20 protein-coding genes are annotated in these 21,864 nt (G+C 56.1%); 16 read left to right on the top strand and 4 right to left on the bottom strand.

Annotation, left to right across the window (positions count from 1 at the left end; genetic code table 11):
- The first annotated feature begins 20 nt into the window (after positions 1 to 20).
- The 13 genes from GXX57_09820 to GXX57_09760 all read left to right on the top strand — a co-directional run bounded on the left by GXX57_09820 (position 21) and on the right by GXX57_09760 (position 15,740).
- Entirely contained in the window at positions 21 to 1,169 is a 1,149-nt protein-coding gene (locus tag GXX57_09820; GenBank protein ID HHV44945.1) for an alanine--glyoxylate aminotransferase family protein, read from the top strand.
- Positions 1,163 to 2,755, top strand: coding sequence for a phosphoglycerate dehydrogenase (locus tag GXX57_09815; protein ID HHV44944.1), 1,593 nt, complete (start codon positions 1,163 to 1,165; stop codon positions 2,753 to 2,755). The genes GXX57_09820 and GXX57_09815 overlap by 7 nt, the downstream gene beginning before the upstream one ends.
- Positions 2,756 to 2,783: 28 nt before the next feature.
- Positions 2,784 to 4,331: a 2-isopropylmalate synthase gene (locus GXX57_09810; protein ID HHV44943.1), complete on the top strand. Its 1,548-nt coding sequence runs from the start codon at positions 2,784 to 2,786 to the stop codon at positions 4,329 to 4,331.
- A gap of 5 nt (positions 4,332 to 4,336) precedes the next feature.
- The gene (gene leuC / locus GXX57_09805; GenBank protein HHV44942.1) at positions 4,337 to 5,602 is read left to right on the top strand and encodes a 3-isopropylmalate dehydratase large subunit; all 1,266 of its coding nucleotides are present in this window, start codon (positions 4,337 to 4,339) and stop codon (positions 5,600 to 5,602) included.
- Positions 5,603 to 5,614: 12 nt separating this feature from the next.
- The gene (locus GXX57_09800; GenBank protein ID HHV44941.1) at positions 5,615 to 6,109 is read left to right on the top strand and encodes a 3-isopropylmalate dehydratase small subunit; all 495 of its coding nucleotides are present in this window, start codon (positions 5,615 to 5,617) and stop codon (positions 6,107 to 6,109) included.
- Between the two features lie 24 nt (positions 6,110 to 6,133).
- Positions 6,134 to 7,708 carry a citramalate synthase gene (locus GXX57_09795; protein ID HHV44940.1) on the top strand — a complete coding sequence of 525 codons (1,575 nt, stop codon included), beginning with the start codon at positions 6,134 to 6,136 and terminating at the stop codon, positions 7,706 to 7,708.
- A gap of 342 nt (positions 7,709 to 8,050) precedes the next feature.
- Entirely contained in the window at positions 8,051 to 9,400 is a 1,350-nt protein-coding gene (locus GXX57_09790; GenBank protein HHV44939.1) for a phosphoglucosamine mutase, read from the top strand.
- Between the two features lie 25 nt (positions 9,401 to 9,425).
- Entirely contained in the window at positions 9,426 to 9,803 is a 378-nt protein-coding gene (acpS, locus tag GXX57_09785) for a holo-ACP synthase (protein HHV44938.1), read from the top strand.
- 11 nt (positions 9,804 to 9,814) lie between these two features.
- Positions 9,815 to 11,395 carry an NAD(P)H-hydrate dehydratase gene (locus GXX57_09780; protein ID HHV44937.1) on the top strand — a complete coding sequence of 527 codons (1,581 nt, stop codon included), beginning with the start codon at positions 9,815 to 9,817 and terminating at the stop codon, positions 11,393 to 11,395.
- Entirely contained in the window at positions 11,376 to 12,512 is a 1,137-nt protein-coding gene (locus GXX57_09775) for an alanine racemase (GenBank protein HHV44936.1), read from the top strand. The genes GXX57_09780 and GXX57_09775 overlap by 20 nt, the downstream gene beginning before the upstream one ends.
- Before the next feature lie 86 nt (positions 12,513 to 12,598).
- Positions 12,599 to 13,909, top strand: a complete 1,311-nt coding sequence (locus GXX57_09770; protein ID HHV44935.1) for a glycosyltransferase family 4 protein — start codon at positions 12,599 to 12,601, stop codon at positions 13,907 to 13,909.
- A gap of 665 nt (positions 13,910 to 14,574) precedes the next feature.
- Entirely contained in the window at positions 14,575 to 15,108 is a 534-nt protein-coding gene (locus tag GXX57_09765) for an accessory gene regulator B family protein (protein HHV44934.1), read from the top strand.
- The gene (locus GXX57_09760; protein ID HHV44933.1) at positions 15,036 to 15,740 is read left to right on the top strand and encodes a GHKL domain-containing protein; all 705 of its coding nucleotides are present in this window, start codon (positions 15,036 to 15,038) and stop codon (positions 15,738 to 15,740) included. The genes GXX57_09765 and GXX57_09760 overlap by 73 nt, the downstream gene beginning before the upstream one ends.
- A gap of 2 nt (positions 15,741 to 15,742) precedes the next feature.
- Here the strand turns inward: GXX57_09760 and GXX57_09755 are convergent, their stop codons facing one another.
- From GXX57_09755 to GXX57_09740, 4 genes are all read right to left on the bottom strand, one after another.
- Positions 15,743 to 17,356 (bottom strand): DUF1957 domain-containing protein, encoded by a 1,614-nt coding sequence (locus tag GXX57_09755; GenBank protein ID HHV44932.1) that lies wholly within the window; start codon positions 17,354 to 17,356, stop codon positions 15,743 to 15,745.
- A gap of 17 nt (positions 17,357 to 17,373) precedes the next feature.
- Positions 17,374 to 18,201 carry a DUF4912 domain-containing protein gene (locus GXX57_09750; GenBank protein ID HHV44931.1) on the bottom strand — a complete coding sequence of 276 codons (828 nt, stop codon included), beginning with the start codon at positions 18,199 to 18,201 and terminating at the stop codon, positions 17,374 to 17,376.
- A gap of 152 nt (positions 18,202 to 18,353) precedes the next feature.
- Positions 18,354 to 19,118: a sporulation protein gene (locus tag GXX57_09745; GenBank protein ID HHV44930.1), complete on the bottom strand. Its 765-nt coding sequence runs from the start codon at positions 19,116 to 19,118 to the stop codon at positions 18,354 to 18,356.
- Between the two features lie 191 nt (positions 19,119 to 19,309).
- Complete coding sequence (locus tag GXX57_09740; GenBank protein ID HHV44929.1) at positions 19,310 to 19,594, bottom strand: response regulator transcription factor; 285 nt, start codon at positions 19,592 to 19,594, stop codon at positions 19,310 to 19,312.
- Positions 19,595 to 19,685: 91 nt separating this feature from the next.
- Between GXX57_09740 and GXX57_09735 the strand changes: the two genes are divergently transcribed.
- Genes GXX57_09735 through GXX57_09725 form a run of 3 tightly spaced genes read left to right on the top strand, consistent with a single transcriptional unit; the run spans position 19,686 to position 21,529 of the window.
- The gene (locus GXX57_09735; protein ID HHV44928.1) at positions 19,686 to 20,150 is read left to right on the top strand and encodes a SpoVA/SpoVAEb family sporulation membrane protein; all 465 of its coding nucleotides are present in this window, start codon (positions 19,686 to 19,688) and stop codon (positions 20,148 to 20,150) included.
- A gap of 21 nt (positions 20,151 to 20,171) precedes the next feature.
- Complete coding sequence (gene spoVAD / locus GXX57_09730; GenBank protein ID HHV44927.1) at positions 20,172 to 21,182, top strand: stage V sporulation protein AD; 1,011 nt, start codon at positions 20,172 to 20,174, stop codon at positions 21,180 to 21,182.
- Positions 21,179 to 21,529: a SpoVA/SpoVAEb family sporulation membrane protein gene (locus GXX57_09725; GenBank protein HHV44926.1), complete on the top strand. Its 351-nt coding sequence runs from the start codon at positions 21,179 to 21,181 to the stop codon at positions 21,527 to 21,529. The genes spoVAD and GXX57_09725 overlap by 4 nt, the downstream gene beginning before the upstream one ends.
- The last annotated feature ends 335 nt before the right edge of the window (positions 21,530 to 21,864 follow it).

The raw sequence follows: 21,864 nt of genomic DNA, 5'->3' as shown, positions 1-21,864 counted from the left end.
CTGCTATCGAGGTGATGATCATGTACGACGAGAAGAAAGCACTGTTGATCCCCGGCCCGAGCCCTGTACCTTCCCGGGTGATGCGGGCCATGGCAAGACCCATGATCGGGCATCGGAGCAGCGATTTCATGGCGTTGTTCTCCGAGGTTGCGGCCCGGTTGAAACCTTTGTTTGGCACCGAGGAAGACGTGATGGTGATTACCGGCTCCGGAACGGCGGCCATGGAAGCGGCGGTGGCCAATACGGTTTCCGCCGGGGATAAGGTCCTGGTCTGTGTCGGCGGCAAGTTTGGCGAACGGTGGGCGGAACTAGCCCAAAGCTATGGGGCGGAGGTCATCGCCTACAGCTATGATTGGTCCACCCCGGCGGATCCCCAGGTGATTGCTAATTATCTGGAGAAACATCCGGATATCAAGGTGATTTTCGCGACCCAAAACGAGACTTCTTCCACCGTACTTAATGACATTCCCGGTATCAGCAAGGCCCGGGGCAATTCCTCTGCTTTGCTGGTGGTGGACGCAGTCAGTTCCCTGGGCGGTGTGGAATTTGCGATGGACGCCTGGGGTGTAGATATCGTGGTTACCGGTTCTCAGAAATGTTTAATGCTGCCGCCGGGTCTGGCTTTCATTGCCTGCAGCCAGCGGGCCTGGGAGGTTATTGAAAAGAACACCTCACCCCGGTATTATTTCGATCTTCGCGCCTACCGGAAGGGGCTCCCCAAAGGTCAGACGCCCTTCACACCCAACGTACAGTTGATCTTTGGGTTGGAGACGGCGTTAGATCAGATTGAGGTGGAGGGCTTAGCCAATGTCTTGAAACGGCACCGGGTGATGCAGAAGATGACCAGGGATGCTTTTACCGCCTTGGGACTGGAGCTGTTTGTGAAGGATGAGGCCTATGCTTCACCCACGGTAACCGCGGTGTTGGGTGAAGGTAAGTTTGATGTGGAGAACTACCGTAAGGTCTTGAACAAGGATTTTGGCGTGGTGGTGGCCGGTGGCCAGGACCACCTGAAAGGCAAGATCTTCCGGATCGGTCACATGGGGCAATGGACTCCTGTGGATATGTTAGGTGTGATCGCCACCATGGAAGTGGCTTTGGTCAAAGTGGGTTGTGACATTCCCCTTGGTGCGGGAGTCCGGGCTGCCCAGGAGGTGTTGGTATCATGAAGGTTTTGGTCAGCGACAAACTGAGCAAAGAGGGTATCGACAAACTCCTGGAAGCGGGTATTGCCGTCGATGAGCGGCTAGATCTTTCGGAAGATGAATTGGTGGAGATCATCGGTGATTATGACGGCCTTTTGGTCCGCAGTGGCACCCAGGTGACCAAACGGATAATCGAGGCGGGGCGGAAGCTGAAGGTCATTGGCCGGGCCGGCGTCGGGGTGGATAATATCGATCTGGCGGCAGCAAGCCAGCGGGGAATTGTGGTCATTAATGCCCCCGAAGGCAATACCCTGGCGGCTGCAGAGCACACCATTGCAATGCTTCTAGCTTTGGCTCGGAACATCCCCCAGGCCCATCTTTGTTTGACGGTGCAGCGGAAATGGGACCGGAAGAATTTCATGGGTGTGCAAGTGGAGGGAAAGACCCTTGGCGTGATCGGACTGGGGCGGATTGGGAAACTGGTGGCCGAGCGGGCCCGGGCCCTGAAGATGCAGGTGGTGGGTTACGATCCCTATCTGTCCGCCGAGGTGGCCAAGAAACTTGGGGTAGAGCTTTTGGATTTTGAGCGGGTCCTGGAACGGGCGGATTTTCTCACCTTCCATATCCCCAAGACCAAGTCCACCGAGAATATGATTGGGCCCCGGGAATTTGGCCTGATGAAGCAGGGTGTGCGGATCGTTAACTGCGCCCGGGGTGGGATCATTGACGAAGATGCGCTTTACGAGGCGATTCGAAGTGGCAAGGTGGCCGGTGCTGCCCTGGACGTGTTCTGCTGTGAACCGCCGGAATTGGATCATCCGCTTTTCAGTTGCAGCCAAGTGGTGGTTACACCGCACCTGGGTGCTTCCACCTCGGAAGCCCAGGTACATGTGGCGGTGGATGTGGCAGAGCAAGCCATCCGCGTGCTGAAGGGGGAGCCATTCAAGAACGCGGTGAATTTACCCGAATTCCGTCCCGAACTAATGGAAAAATTGGCTCCTTATATGGATTTGGCCGAGCGGTTGGGCAGTGTCTACACCAATTTGGTGGGGGGCAACCATCAGAATATTGAGGTGGTTTATCGGGGCAGTATTGCCAATTCTGAAGTGGGTCCCTTGACTACGGCGGTGTTGAAGGGTATGCTGGAACCCATCCTCCATGGCGAGGTTAATTATGTGAACGCTCCGCTTTTGGCCAAGGAGCGGGGGATCCGGGTTGCCGAGGTCCGGGAGGCGGAGAAGAACGGCGAGCACGGGGTGATCGTGATTCGGAATACCACCGCTGGAGATAAGGAAGGGCGGATGGTGGCAGGGAATCTCACCCTCAATGGCGTGCCACAGCTGACCAGGATCGACGGTTACCCAGTGAATGTGTTGCCCGCGGATCACCTGTTGGTGGTATACCATATCGATAAGCCCGGGATTATTGGGCAGGTGGGTACCTTGCTTGGTCAGCGGGAGATCAATATTGCCGCGATGCAGGTGGGCCGCACTGCCATCTCGGGCAACGCGGTGATGGTCCTCAGTGTGGATTGTCCTGTTCCTGAGGATGTGCTCGCCGAGATTATGAAACTTCAATATGTCACCGAGGTTTATATCGCCCAGTGGTAAAGAGAAGGTCTTTTAGGGGGGAGACGCCATGCAGAGAGTAATTCAGTTCTTTGACACTACCCTGCGTGACGGAGAACAAACGCCGGGAGTAAGTTTGAACGTACAAGAAAAAGTGGAGATCGCCAAACAATTGGCCCGGCTGGGCGTGGACGTAATCGAAGCGGGATTTCCCATTGCATCTCCCGGGGATTTCGCCGCGGTGCAAGCCATTGCCGAGCAGGTGGAGGGTCCAGTGATTGCCGCCTTGGCTCGGGCCTTGCCGAAGGATATCGATCGGGCCTATGAGGCCTTGAAGGCTGGAAAACGGGTCCGCATCCATACATTCCTGGCCACGTCCAAAATTCATATGGAGCATAAACTCCGTAAGACTCCGGATGAAGTGTTGAAGATGACCGCCGAAGCCATCCGCTATGCCAAGGGTTTGGTGCAGGATGTGGAGTTTTCCGCGGAGGATGCCACCCGCAGTGATCCGGCCTTCTTGGCCGAGGTCTTTGCCACGGCTATCGAGGCCGGTGCTACGGTGATCAATATTCCCGATACCGTGGGCTATGCCATGCCTAGGGAGTTCGGACGCCTGATTCAGTACCTGTTTGACCATACCCCCGGCATTGACAAGGTCACTGTCAGCGTCCACTGTCACAATGACCTGGGTCTGGCGGTGGCAAACTCCCTAGCGGCGGTAGAGCAGGGCGTCACCCAAGTGGAATGCACCATTAACGGTTTGGGAGAACGGGCGGGGAACGCAGCCCTGGAGGAGTTGGTCATGGCGCTGCAGACGCGGTCCGACTATTTCAACGTCCAAACCAACATCAATACCAGGCAGATCTACCGTACCTCCCGGCTGGTGTCGAGCCTCACCGGGGTGAATGTCCAGCCCAACAAGGCCATTGTGGGCGAGAATGCCTTTGCCCATGAGTCGGGGATCCATCAGGATGGTGTCTTGAAGGAACGGACCACCTACGAGATCATGACCCCCGAATCCATTGGGCTGAGCCAAAGCCGGCTGGTCCTGGGGAAACACTCCGGTCGTCATGCCTTCAAGGCCCGACTGGCGGAGCTTGGCTACTCCTTGAGCGACGAGGAGATCGAACGGGTCTTCCAGCAGTTCATTGAGCTGGCCGATAAGAAGAAGAATGTCTCCGACCGGGACATTGAAGCCATCATTGAGAATGAGATCATTGATACTCCCGAAGTGTTCCAGTTGGAGTATCTCCATGTGACCGGTGGCAGCAGTGCCGTACCCACCGCCACGGTGCGGGTCCGCAAGGACGGTGTGGTGCAGGAGGAAGCCGCCTGTTGCGGTGGCGGGCCCGTGGATGCGGTGTACAAAGCCATCGACCGGGCTTGTAATGTGGCGGTGAAACTGGCTGGGTATTCCCTCGAAGCCGTCACCGAAGGCAAGGATGCCATTGGTGAGGTGACGGTGCGGATCGAGGATGAGAATGGTGCCATTTATCTGGGGCGGGGGATGTCTGTGGATGTCATCGAGGCCAGTGCCAAGGCCTATATCCATGCCCTGAATAAGTGGGCATATGAACAGAGTAGGTTTCTCAACAAGACACAAAGTGAGGGGTGAGTAAGATGGGCATGACCATTACGGAGAAGATCCTGGCGAAAGCCTCGGGGCGCAAAGGGGTAAAGCCCGGAGATCTAGTCTTTGCCAAGATCGATGTGGCTTTAGCCAATGACGTTACCGCTCCGGTGGCGATTAAGGAATTTGCCAAGATGGGCGCAGAAAAGGTTTTTGACCGGGAACGGGTGGTTTTGGTCCCGGATCACTTTACACCTAATAAGGATATTGCTTCCGCCGAGCAGGTGAAGCTCATTCGGGAATTTGCTAGGAAGCAGGAGCTGGTCAACTACTTCGAAGTGGGCCGGATGGGGATCGAGCACTGCCTGCTTCCGGAGCAGGGTCTGGTCCTGCCCGGTGATGTGGTGATCGGTGCCGACTCCCATACCTGTACCTACGGTGCCCTAGGGGCCTTTGCCACCGGTGTGGGCAGTACCGATCTGGGGGCCGGCATGGCTACGGGGGAGGCTTGGTTTAGGATTCCGGAGACCATCAAGTTTGTCTACCGGGGCGAGCTGCAACCGTGGGTAACGGGCAAGGATCTGATCCTTTATACCATTGGACAGATCGGCGTGGACGGAGCCCGCTATTGTGCCATGGAATTCACCGGCGAAGTGATCGCTAATTTGGATATGGATGGCCGCTTCACCATGGCTAATATGGCCATTGAAGCCGGCGCCAAGAACGGGATCTTTGCCCCGGACGAGAAGACCGTCGCCTATGTGCAGGATCGGGCCAAACGGGACTATGAACTGGTGGAAAGCGATCCCGACGCCAACTATGCTAAGGTTTACGAGTGGGATGTCAGCAACCTGGAGCCCCAGGTGGCGTTCCCCCATCTGCCGGAAAACACCCGGCCTCTTAGTGCAGTGGGAGAGGTCCCCATTGATCAAGTGGTGATCGGATCCTGTACCAACGGTCGCCTGGAGGACCTACGCCTGGCGGCAAAGGTGCTACAGGGACGCAAAGTGCATCCCCATGTGCGGGTGATCGTAATCCCCGGTACCCAAAGGATTTACCAACAGGCCATGGCCGAAGGACTCATTGATATCTTCCTTGATGCGGAATGTGCGGTAAGCACGCCCACCTGTGGTCCCTGTCTTGGTGGCCATATGGGGATTCTGGCCAGCGGTGAGCGGGCCGTATCCACCACCAACCGGAACTTCGTGGGGCGGATGGGCCATCCAAAGAGTGAGGTTTATCTAGCCAGTCCTGCGGTGGCAGCGGCCTCTGCGGTCTTGGGCCGGATTGCAGGACCTCGGGATCTTGGTTTGTAAGGGAGGATAACCATGATTATTGAAGGTAGGGTGTGGACCTTTGGTGACGATGTGGATACCGACGCGATCATCCCGGCACGGTATTTGAATACATCGGATCCGCAAGCCTTGGCTGAACACTGTATGGAAGATGCGGATCCCGATTTCCCCAATAAGGTGCAGCCGGGAGATATTATCGTGGCAGGCAAGAACTTCGGTTGTGGTAGCTCCCGGGAACATGCACCTATTGCCATTAAAGCCGCAGGGGTTAGCTGTGTGGTGGCACCTTCCTTTGCCCGGATCTTCTTCCGCAACGCGATTAACATCGGGTTGCCCATTTTCGAGTGTCCGGACATCGAAGCCAAGGAAGGGGACATTCTCCGGATCGACATGAATAGCGGCGTGATTGAGAACACCACGCAGAACAAGACCTTCCAGGCGGTGCCTTTCCCGGAGTTCATGCAGGAGTTTATCCGCCTAGGAGGGCTTACCCCCTTTATTCGCAAGCGATTGGGGGAAAGCGGCTAAATTTAGGTGGAGAGGAGTGGTTCTGTGCGGCAGATCGAGATCTATGACACGACCCTGCGGGATGGGACGCAGCGGGAAGGTATTTCCTTTTCGGTGGAGGATAAGATCCGCATTGTGCGGAAACTAGATGAACTGGGCTTTCACTTTGTGGAAGGAGGCTGGCCTGGCTCCAACCCGAAGGATATCGAGTTCTTTGAGCGGATGCAGAAGATTCCCCTGAAACGGACCGTGCTCACCGCCTTCGGTAGTACCCGGCGGGCGGGAATCACCGCAAAAGACGACCAAAACGTCCAGGCCATCATAAGATCAGGAGTGAAAGTGGCCACCATTTTCGGGAAAGCCTGGGACTTTCACGTAACCGACGCGCTGCGGACCACCTTGGAGGAAAACCTCAACATGATTTACGACACCGTCTCCTATTTGGTTTCCCAGGGTCTACAGGTCAACTTCGATGCAGAACACTTCTTTGATGGATACAAGCGCAATCCCGATTATGCTTTGGCGACATTGCGAGCCGCGGCCCGGGCCGGAGCCCGGTGCTTGGTCTTGTGTGACACCAACGGGGGGACGCTGCCCCACGAGGTACAGCGGATTACGAAAAACGTGATTGACCAGTTTGACCTCCCCATTGGTATTCATGCCCACAATGACTCGGGGGTAGCGGTGGCCAACAGTCTGCTGGCGGTGGAAGCAGGGGCCAGTCAGGTTCAGGGTACCATCAATGGCTATGGAGAGCGCGCGGGTAATGCGGACCTATGTGTGATCATTCCTAGCCTACAGCTGAAGATGGGTTTCCAGGTCCTGACCGATGAGGATCTGGGGCAACTTACCCAGATGTCCCATTACGTTAGCGAGCAGGCCAACATTGTCCCCGACGATCATCAACCCTACGTGGGACGCAGTGCCTTTGCCCACAAAGGTGGGATCCATGTCAGTGCCCTTTTGCGCCATCCCCAGACCTACGAGCATATCTTGCCGGAGCTGGTGGGGAACCGGCGTCGGGTTCTGATTTCGGAGTTGGCGGGAGCAAGCAATATCATCTACAAGGCGCGGGAATGTGGTATTGAGCTGGATAAAGACTCCGACAAGATGCGGGAGATCCTCAGCACCATCAAACAACTGGAACACGATGGTTACTATTTCGAAGGGGCGGAAGCTTCCTTTGAAATGTTGCTCAACAGAGTATTGGGGCTATATGAGCCCTTCTTTGAACTGGTGGGCTTCCGGTTGATCACCGATCGGGCTAACGGCGATCTAGAGGCCCGCTCCGAGGCTACCATCAAGATCAAAGTCCATGATCGAATCTACCATACGGCCGCGGAAGGAAACGGACCGGTGAATGCCTTGGACGGTGCCCTCCGTAAGGCCTTGATCGAGGTCTATCCTCAGGTGGAACAGATTAAGCTCAGCGACTACAAGGTGCGGGTCCTTGACGAACAGTCCGGCACCGCCGCGAAGGTGCGGGTCTTGATTCAGTCCACCGATGATGGGATGAGCTGGGGTACCGTAGGAGTCTCTCCGAATATTATCGAGGCCAGCTGGATCGCTTTGGTCGACAGTATTGAATACGGACTGCTTAAGGCGAAAGCAGGACAGTAGTTCCTTTGCCCCGGGTTTTCCCCGGGGTTTTTTCCTGTCCTCTGGTTCCTGAGCAGAAGGGTTCGGGCACGTATTCCTTCGGTTCCTAGCTACACGTCCGGCGACTGTCACAAATCCCCCCGGCAGGCAAACCACCATAGCTACGATAGCATTCCCGAACAAATATTCACCTTCCCTGGTCTTGATGTACCCATAATCTTCGCTATCTCCCCCTGGCGCAGGGGTGATATCTAAACCCCAGTATCCCCAAATCTGGGTGAAGGGATCCGTCAGACTGATCACGAATTTATCCTGTATTACCTGTTCCTAGATGGGTGAGCTTGCAAAGGAGTGTGATCGCCTTTGGGTAGACTATTTGGTACCGATGGTGTGCGGGGCATTGCAAATCAGGAGTTGACTCCCCTTTTGGCCTTCTACTTGGGCCGGGCGGCGGCCGCGGTCTTGGGTAAGGGACAAAAGGGTGTGGCAATTCTGGGACGGGATACGCGTCTTTCGGGTTCTATGCTGGCCGCGGCCTTGACCGCGGGCGTTACCTCCACCGGCTGTGACCTTTTGGATGCCGGTGTTATCCCTACGCCTGGGATTGCTTATCTGACAAGAAACCTTGGGGCCACCTTCGGGGTGGTGATTTCCGCTTCCCATAATCCCTTTGACGATAATGGCATCAAGTTCTTCTCCCAAGAGGGAACAAAGCTTCCCGATGAGGTGGAGGACGAGATCGAAGCTTTGGTCTTGACTGCCTTGGCGGGTCAAGTGGCAGACTTCCCCACGGCTACCGGGAGGGAAATCGGCCGGGCGGAATCACTGGCCGACGCCCATGAGCGCTGGATGGGTTTTCTCACCGGTACTGCCACCGAAGATTTGAGTGGGCTACGGATCGTGGTGGACTGCGCCAACGGGGCCGCAAGTTCCGTTGCTCCCCAGGTGTATCGCCGGTTGGGGGCTGAGGTGATCACCATTAACGCAGAGCCCGATGGGGTGAATATTAATGCCCAGTGCGGTTCAACCCATCCCGCCGCCCTTTGTCAAGCGGTGGTGGCCCACCAAGCCACGGTGGGGTTGGCCCATGATGGGGATGCGGACCGGGTTATTGCGGTTGATGAGCAGGGCCGGATCGTCGATGGTGACGGGATCATGGCCATCTGTGCCCTGGACTTGTTGGAGAAGGGAAAACTGGCCAAGGGGACCTTAGTGGCCACCCAGTATAGCAATATGGGGCTGGCTGACCTGCTAAAAAGACAAGGGGCCCAACTACTTTTTGTGGAAAACGGGGATAGATATGTGTGGGAAGCGATGGTCCAGAACAGACTAAACCTGGGAGGGGAAAAATCCGGGCATATTATCTTTGCCGATCACAGTACCACTGGTGATGGTATCCTGACGGCCATCCAGTTACTCAGTGTGCTCAAGAAGAAGGGAGTACCCCTGTCCCAGCTTGCCTCGGTGCTGCAGTTCTACCCCCAGAAACTAGTCAATGTGCCGGTGAAGGATAAGAACTTCGCCCAAAACCTGGAGGTAAGCGGTGCCATCGCACGGGCCCAAGGCCTCTTGGGTGAGGAAGGCCGGATCTTTGTGCGGGCCTCGGGTACCGAGCCTTTGATTCGGGTGATGGCCGAGGCCAAGGACGAACAGGTACTGGAAGAAGTGGTGAGCCTGGTGGCGGAGGTTATCGCGGCCCAACTGGGCGCGTAAGTTGTAAGTTTGGAGATGAAGGCCATTGGTGAAGGGTGTGGGTATAGATATCGTGGAGAACCAAAGGATCCGGCGGGCCTATGCCCGGTTTGGCCAGCGTTTTCTGGAACGCATTTTCTCCCCGGCGGAACTGGCCCAGTTGGGGGTATCGCCGCCGCTTAACCGGCTGGCCGCTCGTTTTGCGGGCAAAGAAGCGGTTTATAAGGCTTTGGGCCCAACGGCCTTCGGAATCCGCTGGCAAGAGATCGAGATTCTAAGGTGTCCCGCGGGGCAGCCGGAGGTCCACTTGAGTGGACAAACGGAGCAGTGGGCCCAGGCCCGGGGGATCACCCAGGTGCATCTTAGCCTGACCCATGAAGTCAATTACGCGGCGGCTTGTGCTGTGGCCGTCGGTGAATCATAGGAGGGATGAGTATGTGGGTGGTCACCGCCAAGGAAATGCAGACCATTGATCGTCGAGCCATCGCCGAGTACGGGATTCCAGGGATTGTGTTGATGGAAAATGCTGGCCTGGCCGTTGTTCAGCAGGTGAAGAAGATGTTTCCCGACCTCAAAGGGAAGCGGATCAACATCTTCGCGGGGCCGGGAAACAATGGCGGTGATGGTTTTGTGGTGGCTCGCCATCTCCATCAACTAGGAGCGCGGGTGCGGGTCTACTTGACCTGTGCCCCGGAGAAGATCACCCAGGATGCGGCGGTCAACCTGGGGATCGTGCATAAACTAGGCATTAGTGTCTACCAGGTGGAGGAGCAGTTCCTGTCGAAGTTGCCCATCGCCCTGCGGATGTCGGATCTGATTATTGACGCTATCCTCGGGACCGGTGCCCGGGGACCCTTGGCGGGGATCTACCCGGAACTGGTGCGGGTGATTAACGACAGCGGAACACCGGTGGTCGCGGTGGATATTCCCACCGGTGTGGAAGCCGATACCGGTGCTGTCTGGGGGGAGGTCATCAGGGCCGATGTCACGGTGACCTTTGCTTTGCCCAAACGGGGGCTCTTGCTTTACCCGGGAGCAAGCTTTGCCGGCCGGTGGCACGTGGCGGACATCGGTATTCCCCTCGAACTTACGAACCCGGACCAGGGTATGCTTACCCTCATTGATGAGGCTTTCGTAAGAAGTCTGCTGCCTAAGCGTCGACCGAACCAGCATAAAGGCGATTTCGGGCGGGTATTAATTGTAGGGGGGAGCCGCAACCTGGGAGGCGCCGCCTGTCTGGCTGCCTATGCCGCGGTACGGGCGGGGGCTGGTTTGGTGACCCTCGGGGGACCGGCTAGTCTCCAGGGGATCTTCGCCACGAAACTTACCGAGGCCATGACCATGCCTTTGGCGGAGGAGGATGGTGCCTTGGCCGGGGAGGCGGCGCTGGAGATCCTTGATTTCTGTGGCCGGGCCAATGTACTGGCTATTGGTCCGGGGCTTTCCACCGCTTCCACCGTGGGGGAAGTGATCGCAGCCTTGGCCGAAGGAGTACAGATTCCCACCGTTTTGGACGCCGATGCCTTGAATCTATTGGCGGAGAACCCCAAGCTCTTGGTCCAGTGGGCCGCCCAAGCCCCGGTGGTGATTACTCCCCACCCGGGAGAGATGGGGCGTTTGTTAGGCTGTAGCATCGAGGAGATCACCACGGATCCCCTTGGGCATGCCCTCAAGGCCGCGGCGGCTTTCCGCTGTGTGGTGGTGTTGAAGGGTACGCCGACGATTATTGCCGTACCCGAGGGCCGGGCTTGGATCATGAACCGGGGTACGGTGGCCATGGCCACCGGCGGCAGCGGCGATGTACTTACCGGCTGTATCGCGGCCTATATGGGCCAGGGGCTTGGGCCTTTGGACGCGGCTATCTGCGGTACATTCTTGCATGCCATCGCCGGTGAGCGGTGGGCGGACCAGCATGGCCCCGCGGGCCTGCGGGCCCAGGAGCTCGCGGATCTTTTGCCCAGGGCTTACTTAGCGGTGACCAACGGCAACAAAGGAGATGACTGGGTTGGACGGTGAATGTGAACGAACCTGGGTGGAAGTGAACCTAGGGGCGATTGAAACGAATGTGGCTTATCTGGAAAGGATAATTGGTCCCCGGACCACCCTGATCGCGGTGGTGAAGGCCGATGCCTACGGCCATGGGGCGGTGGAGGTTACAAAGGCCTGCCTTAAGTCTGGGGTGCGGCAATTTGCGGTGGCCACGGTGGGCGAAGGGGTGCGGTTGCGGCGGGCTGGGATCTGTACGCCCATCCTTGTTCTGGGGGTGTCCGGTCCCAAGGACTGGGAGAACCTGTTTCGCTGGAACCTGACGGCTACCGTTTCCGATTGGAAAACGGCCCAGCGCCTCTCCCACCTGGGGATGAACTATGGTCAGCGCCTACCTGTACATGTCAAGGTGGACACCGGCATGGGCCGCCTGGGCGTGTTATATACCCAGGGGGCAGAGTTTGCGCAGAAGGTGGCAGAGCTTCCCGGCTTAGTGGTAGAAGGGATGTACAGTCATCTTTCCTGTGCCGAGGAGGACGCGGCCCAGACGGAAAGGCAGCTCAGCCGCTTTCGGGGTGTGATGGAGGCCCTCCACAATCGCGGTTTACGGTTTTCCTGTTATCACATCGCCAATTCCGCAGGTACCCTCAAGTATCCTGAGAGCAGGTTAGATGCGGTGCGGGTGGGCCTGGCGCTATATGGTCTATACCCAGATCCTGGATTAGTCCCTGTCCTCAGCTGGAAGGCCAGGGTTTGTGAAGTAAAGGAAGTGCCTGGGGGTTGGGGGATCGGCTATGGTCACCTGTATCGTACGGCGTGCCGAACGAGAATCGGGGTGATCCCGGTGGGGTATGCCGACGGGTATACCCGGCGCGTCGCGGGCAAGGCCAAGGTCTTGATCAATGGTCAGCTTTTCCCCGTGGTGGGGAATATCTGTATGGATCAGCTGATGGTGGAGTTGGGGGATGCCCCGGTGGATGTGGGGGATACGGTGGTGCTCATCGGCCGCCAAGGGGAACAGGTCATCTCAGCCCAGGATCTGGCCACCTGGTCCAACACTATCTCCTACGAAGTGGTTTGTGCCATTGGCCAACGGGTTCCCCGGTGTTACTCCCACTCCCTGCCCGCGGCACCAAGTCCCGCTTAGGCCAGTCTGTATAAAGCCTTCTTTGGTGGACAATCTATAAATACGTGCTGACTTGCGGCAACAACACAACTAAAGGGGGCACCACAATGCGCATCATGATGTTGACCTGGGAGTTTCCACCGCGGGTAGTGGGGGGATTGGCCCGACATGTGTCGGAGCTGTCCATTGCCTTAGCCCGGCTCGGCCATGAGGTCCATGTGGTGACCATCCAGGATCCCCAGTGTCCGCCCCAGGAGAACTACTACGGGGTGCGGGTTTGGCGGGCCACACCCCGGGGACCACGCCATGATGGTCTGGTGCAAGATGCCCTGCAGATGAATCTCAATCTGTTGGAGACGGCGGTAAGTGTGATGGGCAAAGTGGGGCCCTGTGATCTTTTCCATGCCCATGACTGGCTTGTGGCCCACAGCGGTGTTGCCTTGAAACATGCCTATCAGCGGCCGTTGGTGGTGACCATCCATGCCACCGAGTGGGGCCGCAACGGTGGACTGCACAACGATCTGCAACGCCAGATCAGTGATGTGGAATGGTGGCTTTGTTACGAGGCTTGGACGGTGATCTGTTGCAGTCAATATATGTATGGGGAACTGCAAGGGATCTTTCAAGTCCCCAGCGACAAGCTCCATGTCATTCCCAATGGGGTTAACGGCGTCTTGCCTTTCCTTCCTCCGGAGGAATTGGCGGCCTTTCGGGCTCGCTACGCGGCGGACCATGAGCAGGTGGTCTTTTTCATGGGCCGCCTGGTGCGGGAAAAGGGGGTACACATCCTCCTAGATGCTTTGGCTCAGGTGGTAAGACTCTATCCGAATACGAAACTGATCGTTTCCGGGGAAGGACCGGAAAGGGATTTCCTGCAGAACAAGGTGAGTGAACTGGGCTTGCAGGAACGGGTTTGCTTTACGGGGTTTATCAATGACGAGTTGCGGAACCGGTTTTTGGGGATCGCGGATGTGGCGGTCTTCCCCAGCACCTACGAACCCTTTGGGATCGTGGCTTTGGAGGCCATGGCCGCCCGTGTGCCGGTGATCGTCAGTAATGTGGGTGGATTCGATGAGATCATCCAGCACGGAATCAACGGCTTGAAGTTCTACAGTGGTGATGCAAACTCCCTTGTCGACAATCTCCTTACCCTCTTTGGTACACCCAACTTACGCTCCCGCCTGATCCAAAGGGCGCGGCAGGATGTGTTGGAGAAATATAACTGGCAGACCATCGCCCAAAGGACCGCGACGGTCTATCAACAGGTGCTGGAGCGTTATCGGCAATCTCCCTGGGCCCATCAGGAACCGGCTACCCGAGATTGGGCCAGTATGGTGGGACGCTGGCTTTCCCCGCGGCTTCCCAGTCGCTATCAAGAGACGACTGATACAAAACCAATGCCTGTGCCCCAACATTAATCCCTGGGGCCAAGCGGACGTGGTTAAAGCTTTCGAGATCCGGGGGAAGGAGCTTGCGAAGGTCTAGGATTAGATTGTGCAAGGTCAATGGGAAAAGGGTTCATTAAATCTTAAACTCCGTCCGGAAAAGAACAATAGCTGGTCCTCCCCCGTCAACAATCGCCTTAGTACCCTGATGGAGCCACAGAATAAAGCAAGGTGGCTAGCGAAGTACCAGAAGGCGCCCATTTTTTTAAGTATCGTCCTATGGATTGAGGGTTCGAAGTAGCAATCCCCGGCCTTTTTTCCTTCCTTATCTTTCGACCAGATATGCCTTCAAAATGTGCTCTGCTTCGGTGCAGGGGCGGGATAACTCGTCGATGAACGATGGATCAGTTGTACAAAGGGCCCTATTTATCTACTGGTTTGTTCTTCTTAGTGTCACTGTTTCGTTGACGAGGATTAGTGTCTCTGCTTAGTTATCTTCTGGGATTTTCGTCCAGGCAGGAGAGACTGTCCCCACGGCAAGATCGGGATTGGACAACCCTGGGTTGCCCTGTCAGGTTTAGTATAATAACAAATTATGTCCGACTAGGTAAATACAGGAAGGAATTTTTGGTTGTTAAGTCGAAATATTGTATCTAATACGGCTAAGGTGACGTTGAGTCCTCTGGGGTGATTCAACGATGGACAAGCTAGCCCACTGGATTGTAGAGAATATTGACCGAGAATTTCAGTTAGATGCAGACAAACGTGAACAGGTGGAGTTTGGTTTAAAGTGTCTGCTAACATTACTGTTGTCCTACACTCTCATCATTGTCAGTAGCTGGGTCCTGGGTCTGTTTCCTGGTGCCCTCATTGTGGCTGGTGCCCTTGGTCTTCTGCGCAGTTTCTCCGGAGGAGCCCATGCCAGCACAAGCCTTCGGTGCGCTGTAATCGCCATTATGTATACCAATTCCTTGGCTTATGTAGGTTGGTGGCAGCCATGGGCAAAAAGCAACAAAGGACAGGGCAGGTGGACTGGTACATTTTCCTCCTGGTCTTCATCGGCACTGCTTTGGTTGTGCTCGCGGAGATGCGCTGGACCAGGCAGACTTGGCAGAGCGCCGAGCAATGGCCTTATCTCATCATCCTTGGGTGTTTGTGCGTGCTGGGCGCGGTGGTCTGGGCCGGTATCAACTATATCTCCAACGTCCGTTCGGACTCGGAGCTACGGGTGAAATTACAACGGCTGAAAGGGCAACAGGAGTTGGTGGAGCAGCTGGCGGCCCAGAGCCATGAGTTTCAGAACCAGATTACGGTAGTCTACACTATGCTGCAGATGGGCAAGCTGGAGCAGGCCCTCGCCTACATCGAATCCATTAGCGGTCGGAATCGGGTCACCGTAGGTCCCGGCGGCAGTGCCTTCTTCAGCCTACTCAGTGCCAAGATGACTAGGGCCCACTACCAAGGGGTCCAATTTGCGGTTCAATTGGGGGTCAATCCGGTGGCCTTGAACCACAGGGACGATGATCTAGTTTGTATTCTGGGCAACCTCTGTGACAATGCCATTGAGGCCGCCGCCCTAGAGGAGGACGGGCAGGGCCTGGTAAAGCTGAGCTTAGTTCCTGCCCCCCAAGAGGGGAATATCCTGGTTGAAGTCTGGAACAACGGTGCCTACATTGACTCCACCAGCCTGAAGGATATCTTTCTGCCTGGTTTCACCAATAAGGGGAGTGCTGGACACGGTTACGGCCTGTGGCTGGTCCAATCCAGGGTGAAAGCCCTTGGCGGCACTGTCTCTGTAGAAAGCTCCAAGGAAACCGGTACCCTCTTTCGCCTGACCCTGCCTGCCTCCGGGGATCTGGCGTAGGGTCAGCCCAGTTGGACCAGGACCTGCGGCTGGTAATCGGAACGGTATACCTCCGGATCCAGTTCCGGGAAGATGTTGTTTTTCCACTGCAGTTGGTGGAGGAAGTCCTGTTCAATCTCTCCCCTTTGGATTTGTCCATAGAGGCGGTTGAAATTGGCGATATGTTCCCTGGTCCGTTGTCTTGCGTAGGCCACCATGGTGCCGGTCTTCATGATGAAGGCCCAGTCGCTGCTTTGGGCCAACAGCAGTTCCCGGGCACATTGTTTAATAGCTTCGGTGGTTAAGGGATCCCCAGGCCAATGGTGGTGGACCAGCTCAGTCATCCGTTCCGCCATGATGTGCAAATGGGGATAGATCCAGTCGTTGCTGCCCTCCAACCAAACCTCATTATAGCCTTTGTATCCCCAGGAAGACGCGGAAGGGATGCATACTTGGTTCTTCGGATACAGCTTCAGGTAGTCGCCGGGGGTGATCAGGCGCACCTGATCTTGATCGTGGTGGATTTTGCGGATAAGAAAGTCCAGCCATTGGGGGCCTTCGTACCACCAGTGACCGAAAAGCTCCGTATCGTAGGGAGCCACCACGATGGGTTTCCGATCTTCCATGTTGGCGGCCAACCATTCAATCTGCCGCTGCCGGTTAAACATGAAATTCCCCGCGTGGACGGCTGCCTTCTCCCGGGCCCGGTCCGGATCGTATAGTTCCTTGTGCCCATTGTCTTGGGTAATCCGGTGGTACTTGATTCCCGTCTGATGCCGGATGTCTCCCACCAGATGGGGAGCAAGATAGTCGAAATCCAGTTCATGGCCGATGTCCCGGTAAAACTCCCGGTAGTCCCAATCCCCCGGGTAACCCTCCTGGGCGCTCCACACTTGCTTTGAGGACTCCCAGTCCCGTCCGAAGGCGGCCACCCCCGAGGGGCAATAGACCGGGGCGTAGACGGCATATCGGGGCCGAGGTTTGCTGTGGAGGATCCCGTGGGAATCCAAGATAAAGTACTTGATTCCCCCCGCGGCCAGGTACGTGTCGATCCCCGGTACATACCCGCATTCGGGAAGCCAAAAACCCACTGGCGCCACGCCGAAGGTTTGCTGGTAAAAATCAATGCCCAGTTGAATCTGGGCTCGGATGGCCTCGGGATGGATCATCAAGGGAAGATAGCCATGGGTGGCCGCGGAGGCCAGGATCTCGATGAGGCCTAACCTTTGAAAATGACCGAAGGCGTCGACCAGATCCCGGTGGTATTTATGTACAAAGTCCTCTTTGGTTTGGGTAAAAATTCGGTGATACATCCGCGCCAACCGGTTTAGCTCCGGCCACAACGCCGTGCGCTGGATCTCCTTTTCTGCAAGGCTGATGCGGTTTTCCAGGTACTTTTCGTACCGCTCCAGTAGTAGTTCGTCCCGCAACATGGAGAGCAAAGGCGGGGTGAGGGACATGGCCAGGCGACAGGCGACCCCGTCGTGGTGCAACCGCCCGAACATATTTAGTAGGGGAATATATGACTCAGTGATGGCTTCGAAGAGCCAATGCTCCTCCAGGAAACGCTCCTGTTCCGGATGGCGGACAAAGGGTAAGTGGGTATGCAGGATGATGGATAAATAGCCTTGTTCCAAACTCGTCACTCCCTGGCCTATTGTGTACTCTTGGTGATGATCGGGGTAATGGTGATGGACTCTTCTCCCGAGGCTGCTTCCGCAACGATGGGCAACTGTAGTTGACCATCGGGCAGGACGTAGCGGGCCACAAAACTGCCGTCGGGTTGGAGGCGGATGGGTTGCCCCTGGATCCATACCGAAGCGGTGGGTTCCGTCTGCCCGTAGATCACCAGCTCCGTGTGGGTCACCAGCCAGAACTTCCGCGGTGCTTTCCCCGCCGCCATGGGACTTGCGGCATAGGAGGGGGAACTAATGTGTTGATCCAGTATGCTGATAGCGCGAAACAGGGCCGGAGAGCTTTCCCCTTGGGGCAGACCCGCATAGATCCGGTAGAGTTCTTCTAGGGTCATCCATCTTTCGTCTACCAAGTCCGAGACTTCCCCAGGCGGTGTGGTGACGATGTTGGACTCTACAAAGGTGATGAAGGTGCCATCGGGCAGCAGTCGTCCCAGAGCAAGGCGAAAGCTGGTATCCTTGCGCCCCACATAGACGTACCAGTTACGGGCTTTTAGGTCTACGGCCACATCGAAAAGGTATCTCTTGTCCGGCTCTTGATAGATCCTAAGCACTGTTCGGCCGTGATCCCACTTCCCCGGGACCTGGGCCTGTTTTTCCGAGAGGAGGGTATCGGTAATCTCCCAGTAGGTGAAGACCCACAGGGGATCTTTCACTAAGGCAACAATGCGGTCTTTACCGTAACCGTGGGGAATGTCGTGGTCGGTTAGACATCCGGTTTGGGTAAAGGGGAAGTCGGGGGCATTGTTGCCGCTGGTAAAGCCGTCTTTGGCTTGGCTGGTGTTCACGACCCGTTTCCTCCTTTCAACGGTCCTCGGCCCGACGTAATTCCCTTATAATATTTCTCATCTCCAGGGCCATTATTCGACGAACTGCCACCGGGGAAATGGACAGAAAAAGGGGCAGGCCCCTAGGCCTGCCCCGGCAGAAGGCTTGTCCACTATCTACCCACAAAAAGCTGGGTGATCATCATCCCATAGGGGCCGCCTTCCACGATGCCGATCCCCACATGGGTGTACAAGGGGTTGAGGATGTTTTGCCGATGACCTGCGCTGGCCATGAGGTTGCTGTGAGCCGAGCTTACGGAATAGGCACCGGCCAGGTTTTCCCCCGCGTATTTGTAAAACACGCCGAAACTACGCAGCATGTTGGCTACGGTTCCGTAGGTGGGGGAGGTGTGGGCAAAGTAGTTGTGGACAATCATGTCTTTACTCTTTAGCCTGGCGATCTCCACCAGTTGAGGATCCAGCTGCAACGGAGCCAATCCCCGCATCAGCCGCTCCTGGTTCACCAGATTGAAAAGCTGCTGCTCCTTCGCAGTAAGTACCGGTGAAGTAGGTGGCTGTTCCGGTGTGGGTTCCGGATTGGGTTTAGGATCCGGTTTGGGATCGGGTTTTGGTGTGGGATCGGGTCTGAATACCCAGGTGTTACCATTCTTGCTTCCTGACCAGCTGCCACTACCACTGTTTGAGCTACCGCCGCCGGTAGGTGGCTCCCCTGGCTTTTGGGGCTCTTCCACTGGCTTTTCCGGTGGTAGGTTGGGTTGCTGAGTACCGCCGCCGGTATTGCCGCCGGTGTCAGGTTTGAAGGTAAAGGTTTTTCCGGTATTGACGCGGATGGTGGCTGCCCCCGCGGCCACCGATGTGCCCAGGAGGGCAACGATGACTAGAAAGATGAGGAACAGTTTGTGTCTCCGCAAATTCATAGCTAGCCTCCCAAAACATGGTTTAGTGTAAGGGTTGTTGTGGTGACCTCCTTCCCAACAACCTCCATGTTTGCAGAGTCTGCGGATCCATCCACAAATAATGTTGTATGTACAAGTTTCTACAAAGAATGGGGAATTCCTACGCTAAGGCCGTGGCAATATATGTAAAGGAGGCCGGCGGCCTCCTCGGATTAGGAATCGATAATTCCGTGCTGATGAGCCAAGAGCGCGACCTGAGTTCGGTCGGAAATGCCAAGTTTCTTGTAGATGTTATAAATATGATTTTTCACCGTATGCTCGCTGATGAACAACTTGCTGGCAATCTCTTTATTGCTCATTCCCTTGGCGATCAAGCTCACCACTTCTTGTTCCCGTGGGGACAAATTGCCAAAGGGATTGTTTTCGCTCATATCTAGACCTCCCTCCAGGAGTCTGTACACCGCGTCCAGTGAGGTGAAGATGGCCCTTCCCGTCATAATCAATGTATTCGAGGGATGTGCTTGTGTGCTATGTCCGCCAAGTATAATGCTTCCCTGGGGATTGAATACTAGGATGGGAGTGATCTTTATGACGAACAAGGCTCAACTGGAGCGGGAAAAACAATACCAAAAAAGGGTGCAGGAAGAGGGGCCCAAGCCACCGCTGCTGCGGAATTTCCTCCGGGCCTTCCTGGTGGGGGGAACCATCTCCCTCATTGGCCAGGGGGTCTACGATCTCTTTTCTCTGATCGAGACCACCCCCGGGGAAACCGCCGCCACCACCCTGGCGGGAATGATCTTCTTGGGTGCGGTGGCCACCGCCCTTGGTTTTTACGATGACTTGGGTGAATTCGGTGGTATGGGAGCTGCCGTACCGATTACGGGCTTTTCCAACTCGGTAGTGTCCGCCGCCATGGAGTTCCGCCGGGAAGGTTTTCTTCTGGGCATTGGCGGTAAGATCTTTTCTGTGGCGGGACCTGTGTTGGTTTTCGGGATCCTTTCCGGTTTTGTTGTGGGATTGGTGAAGGCCCTGGCCGGAGGCTATCTTTTCTAGCGAAACGGGGTTGGTGCGACCATGGCAGATAAACGGATCGGATTACAAACCATTCGCCTGAACACCCCTCCGGTGATCACTGCCCGGGCCACCGTGGTGGGGCACCGGGAAGGGGAAGGCCCCTTGGGGGAATACTTCGATCATATTGTCACTGACGATCTTTGGGGTGAGGCCACCTGTGAACTGGCCGAAAGGAAGATGATGGAGGAAGCCATCCGACGGGTCTTTCAAGCCAGTACACTAGAACCGGAAGAGGTGGGCTTTTTTATCGCCGGAGATCTTCTAAACCAGATCATTACTTCTAGTTTCGTGGCCCGGGGGTTGGGTCGTCCCTTCCTAGGCATTTACGGTGCTTGCTCTTCCATGACCGAGGGACTAGCCCTCGGTGCCTTGTTGGTGGATGGGGAATATGCGGACCATGTGCTGGTTGCCACCTCCAGCCACTATCAGGCGGCAGAACGGCAGTTTCGGTATCCGGTGGAGCAGAACATCCAACGCAGTGGGCGGGCCCAGTTCACGGTGACGGGCTCCGGTGCCGCCATCCTGTCCAAAGAGGGGCGCGGTCCCCGGATTACGGAAGTGACCTTCGGCAAGGTGATCGATTTGGGCATCACCAATCCCGAGGATTTGGGGTCCGCGATGGCCCCTGCCGCCGCAGACACTTTGCTGCAGCACTTTCAGGACACGGGCCGGGATGTGGGGGATTATGATCTCATCATGACCGGTGATCTAGCTAAGGTGGGAAAATCCATGTTTTCCGGCTTGATGCAGGATGCGGGGCACAGTTTGGGAAACAAGCACATTGACGGTGGAGCCGTGATCTACGGGGATAATCCTAAGTTCAAGGCGGGAGGTAGTGGTTGCGCCTGCTCCGCGGTGGTCTTTTTGGGCTACGTCATGCGGCTTTTGGAAGAAGGTCGCCTGCGGCGGGTTCTTTTCATGGCCACCGGTGCGCTGTTCAGTCCCTTAAGCTATCAACAGGGAGAATCCATTCCGGGCATTGCCCATGCTGTGGTGGTGGAAGCACAATGACCTACGTCTTGGCCTTTCTTTTTGGAGGTCTCATTTGTGGCCTTTCTCAGCTGGTCTTCGATCGCTTCAACCTGACACCGCCCCAGATCCTGGTTTCCTTGGTGATCATCGGGGCGATCTTGGAGGGGTTCGGGGTGTATCAGTCGCTGTTTAACTTGGGTGGTGCGGGGTTTTTGGTGCCAGTCTGTGGCTTCGGTAGCTCCATCACCCGGGGGATTATTAGCGAGAGTAAACGCCTGGGCTGGGAAGGTCTGTTTACCGGTGCCTTTGAGATCACAGGCTTAGGTGTGACCGCAGCGGTAGTCTTCGGCACCTTAGCCGCTTTGCTGAGCCGACCCAAGGATTAAAAAGAGGGTGGCTTTTGCCACCCTCGCCCTCAGTGCCCAATCTGCGCTAGTTTTCCCATCTATTAAATTGATAAATCACATGAGTCCAAGTTCAGGGGGGTACTGTTTTTTGGGGAAAGACGTCTTTCCTGTTATAGTCTATGTACCGGGAGTAAAATGTGTCACAGTCTCCCTTCCGATTCGGCCTCCCAGGTACTAGGTTACCTATCTTTACGCTCGCCAGCCGTCGGGCTTCCTATCTGGTGAAATAGGATACACTGGCGAAATCAAGCGGAATATATTGAAACTAGGCAAGATAAAGTGCTGCCTAGTTAGTGTGAAGGAGGTACCTGTCC

Source organism: Bacillota bacterium, assembly GCA_012839765.1.
GTDB lineage: Bacteria > Bacillota > Limnochordia > DUMW01 > DUMW01 > DUMW01.
Note: the sequence above shows the minus strand (reverse complement) of the source record. Positions and strands in the feature narration are given on the sequence as shown.

What these genes read in the sequence shown, in the direction of transcription:
- spoVAD (HHV44927.1), top strand. Translation starts at nt 20,172, where the DNA reads ATGGCAGATAAACGGATCGGATTACAAACCATTCGCCTGAACACCCCT.
- GXX57_09820 (HHV44945.1), top strand. Translation starts at nt 21, where the DNA reads ATGTACGACGAGAAGAAAGCACTGTTGATCCCCGGCCCGAGCCCTGTA.
- GXX57_09745 (HHV44930.1), bottom strand. Translation starts at nt 19,118, where the DNA reads ATGAATTTGCGGAGACACAAACTGTTCCTCATCTTTCTAGTCATCGTT.
- GXX57_09765 (HHV44934.1), top strand. Translation starts at nt 14,575, where the DNA reads ATGGACAAGCTAGCCCACTGGATTGTAGAGAATATTGACCGAGAATTT.
- GXX57_09770 (HHV44935.1), top strand. Translation starts at nt 12,599, where the DNA reads ATGCGCATCATGATGTTGACCTGGGAGTTTCCACCGCGGGTAGTGGGG.
- GXX57_09725 (HHV44926.1), top strand. Translation starts at nt 21,179, where the DNA reads ATGACCTACGTCTTGGCCTTTCTTTTTGGAGGTCTCATTTGTGGCCTT.
- GXX57_09735 (HHV44928.1), top strand. Translation starts at nt 19,686, where the DNA reads ATGACGAACAAGGCTCAACTGGAGCGGGAAAAACAATACCAAAAAAGG.
- leuC (HHV44942.1), top strand. Translation starts at nt 4,337, where the DNA reads ATGGGCATGACCATTACGGAGAAGATCCTGGCGAAAGCCTCGGGGCGC.
- GXX57_09775 (HHV44936.1), top strand. Translation starts at nt 11,376, where the DNA reads ATGACTGGGTTGGACGGTGAATGTGAACGAACCTGGGTGGAAGTGAAC.
- GXX57_09740 (HHV44929.1), bottom strand. Translation starts at nt 19,594, where the DNA reads ATGACGGGAAGGGCCATCTTCACCTCACTGGACGCGGTGTACAGACTC.
- GXX57_09780 (HHV44937.1), top strand. Translation starts at nt 9,815, where the DNA reads ATGTGGGTGGTCACCGCCAAGGAAATGCAGACCATTGATCGTCGAGCC.
- GXX57_09800 (HHV44941.1), top strand. Translation starts at nt 5,615, where the DNA reads ATGATTATTGAAGGTAGGGTGTGGACCTTTGGTGACGATGTGGATACC.
- GXX57_09810 (HHV44943.1), top strand. Translation starts at nt 2,784, where the DNA reads ATGCAGAGAGTAATTCAGTTCTTTGACACTACCCTGCGTGACGGAGAA.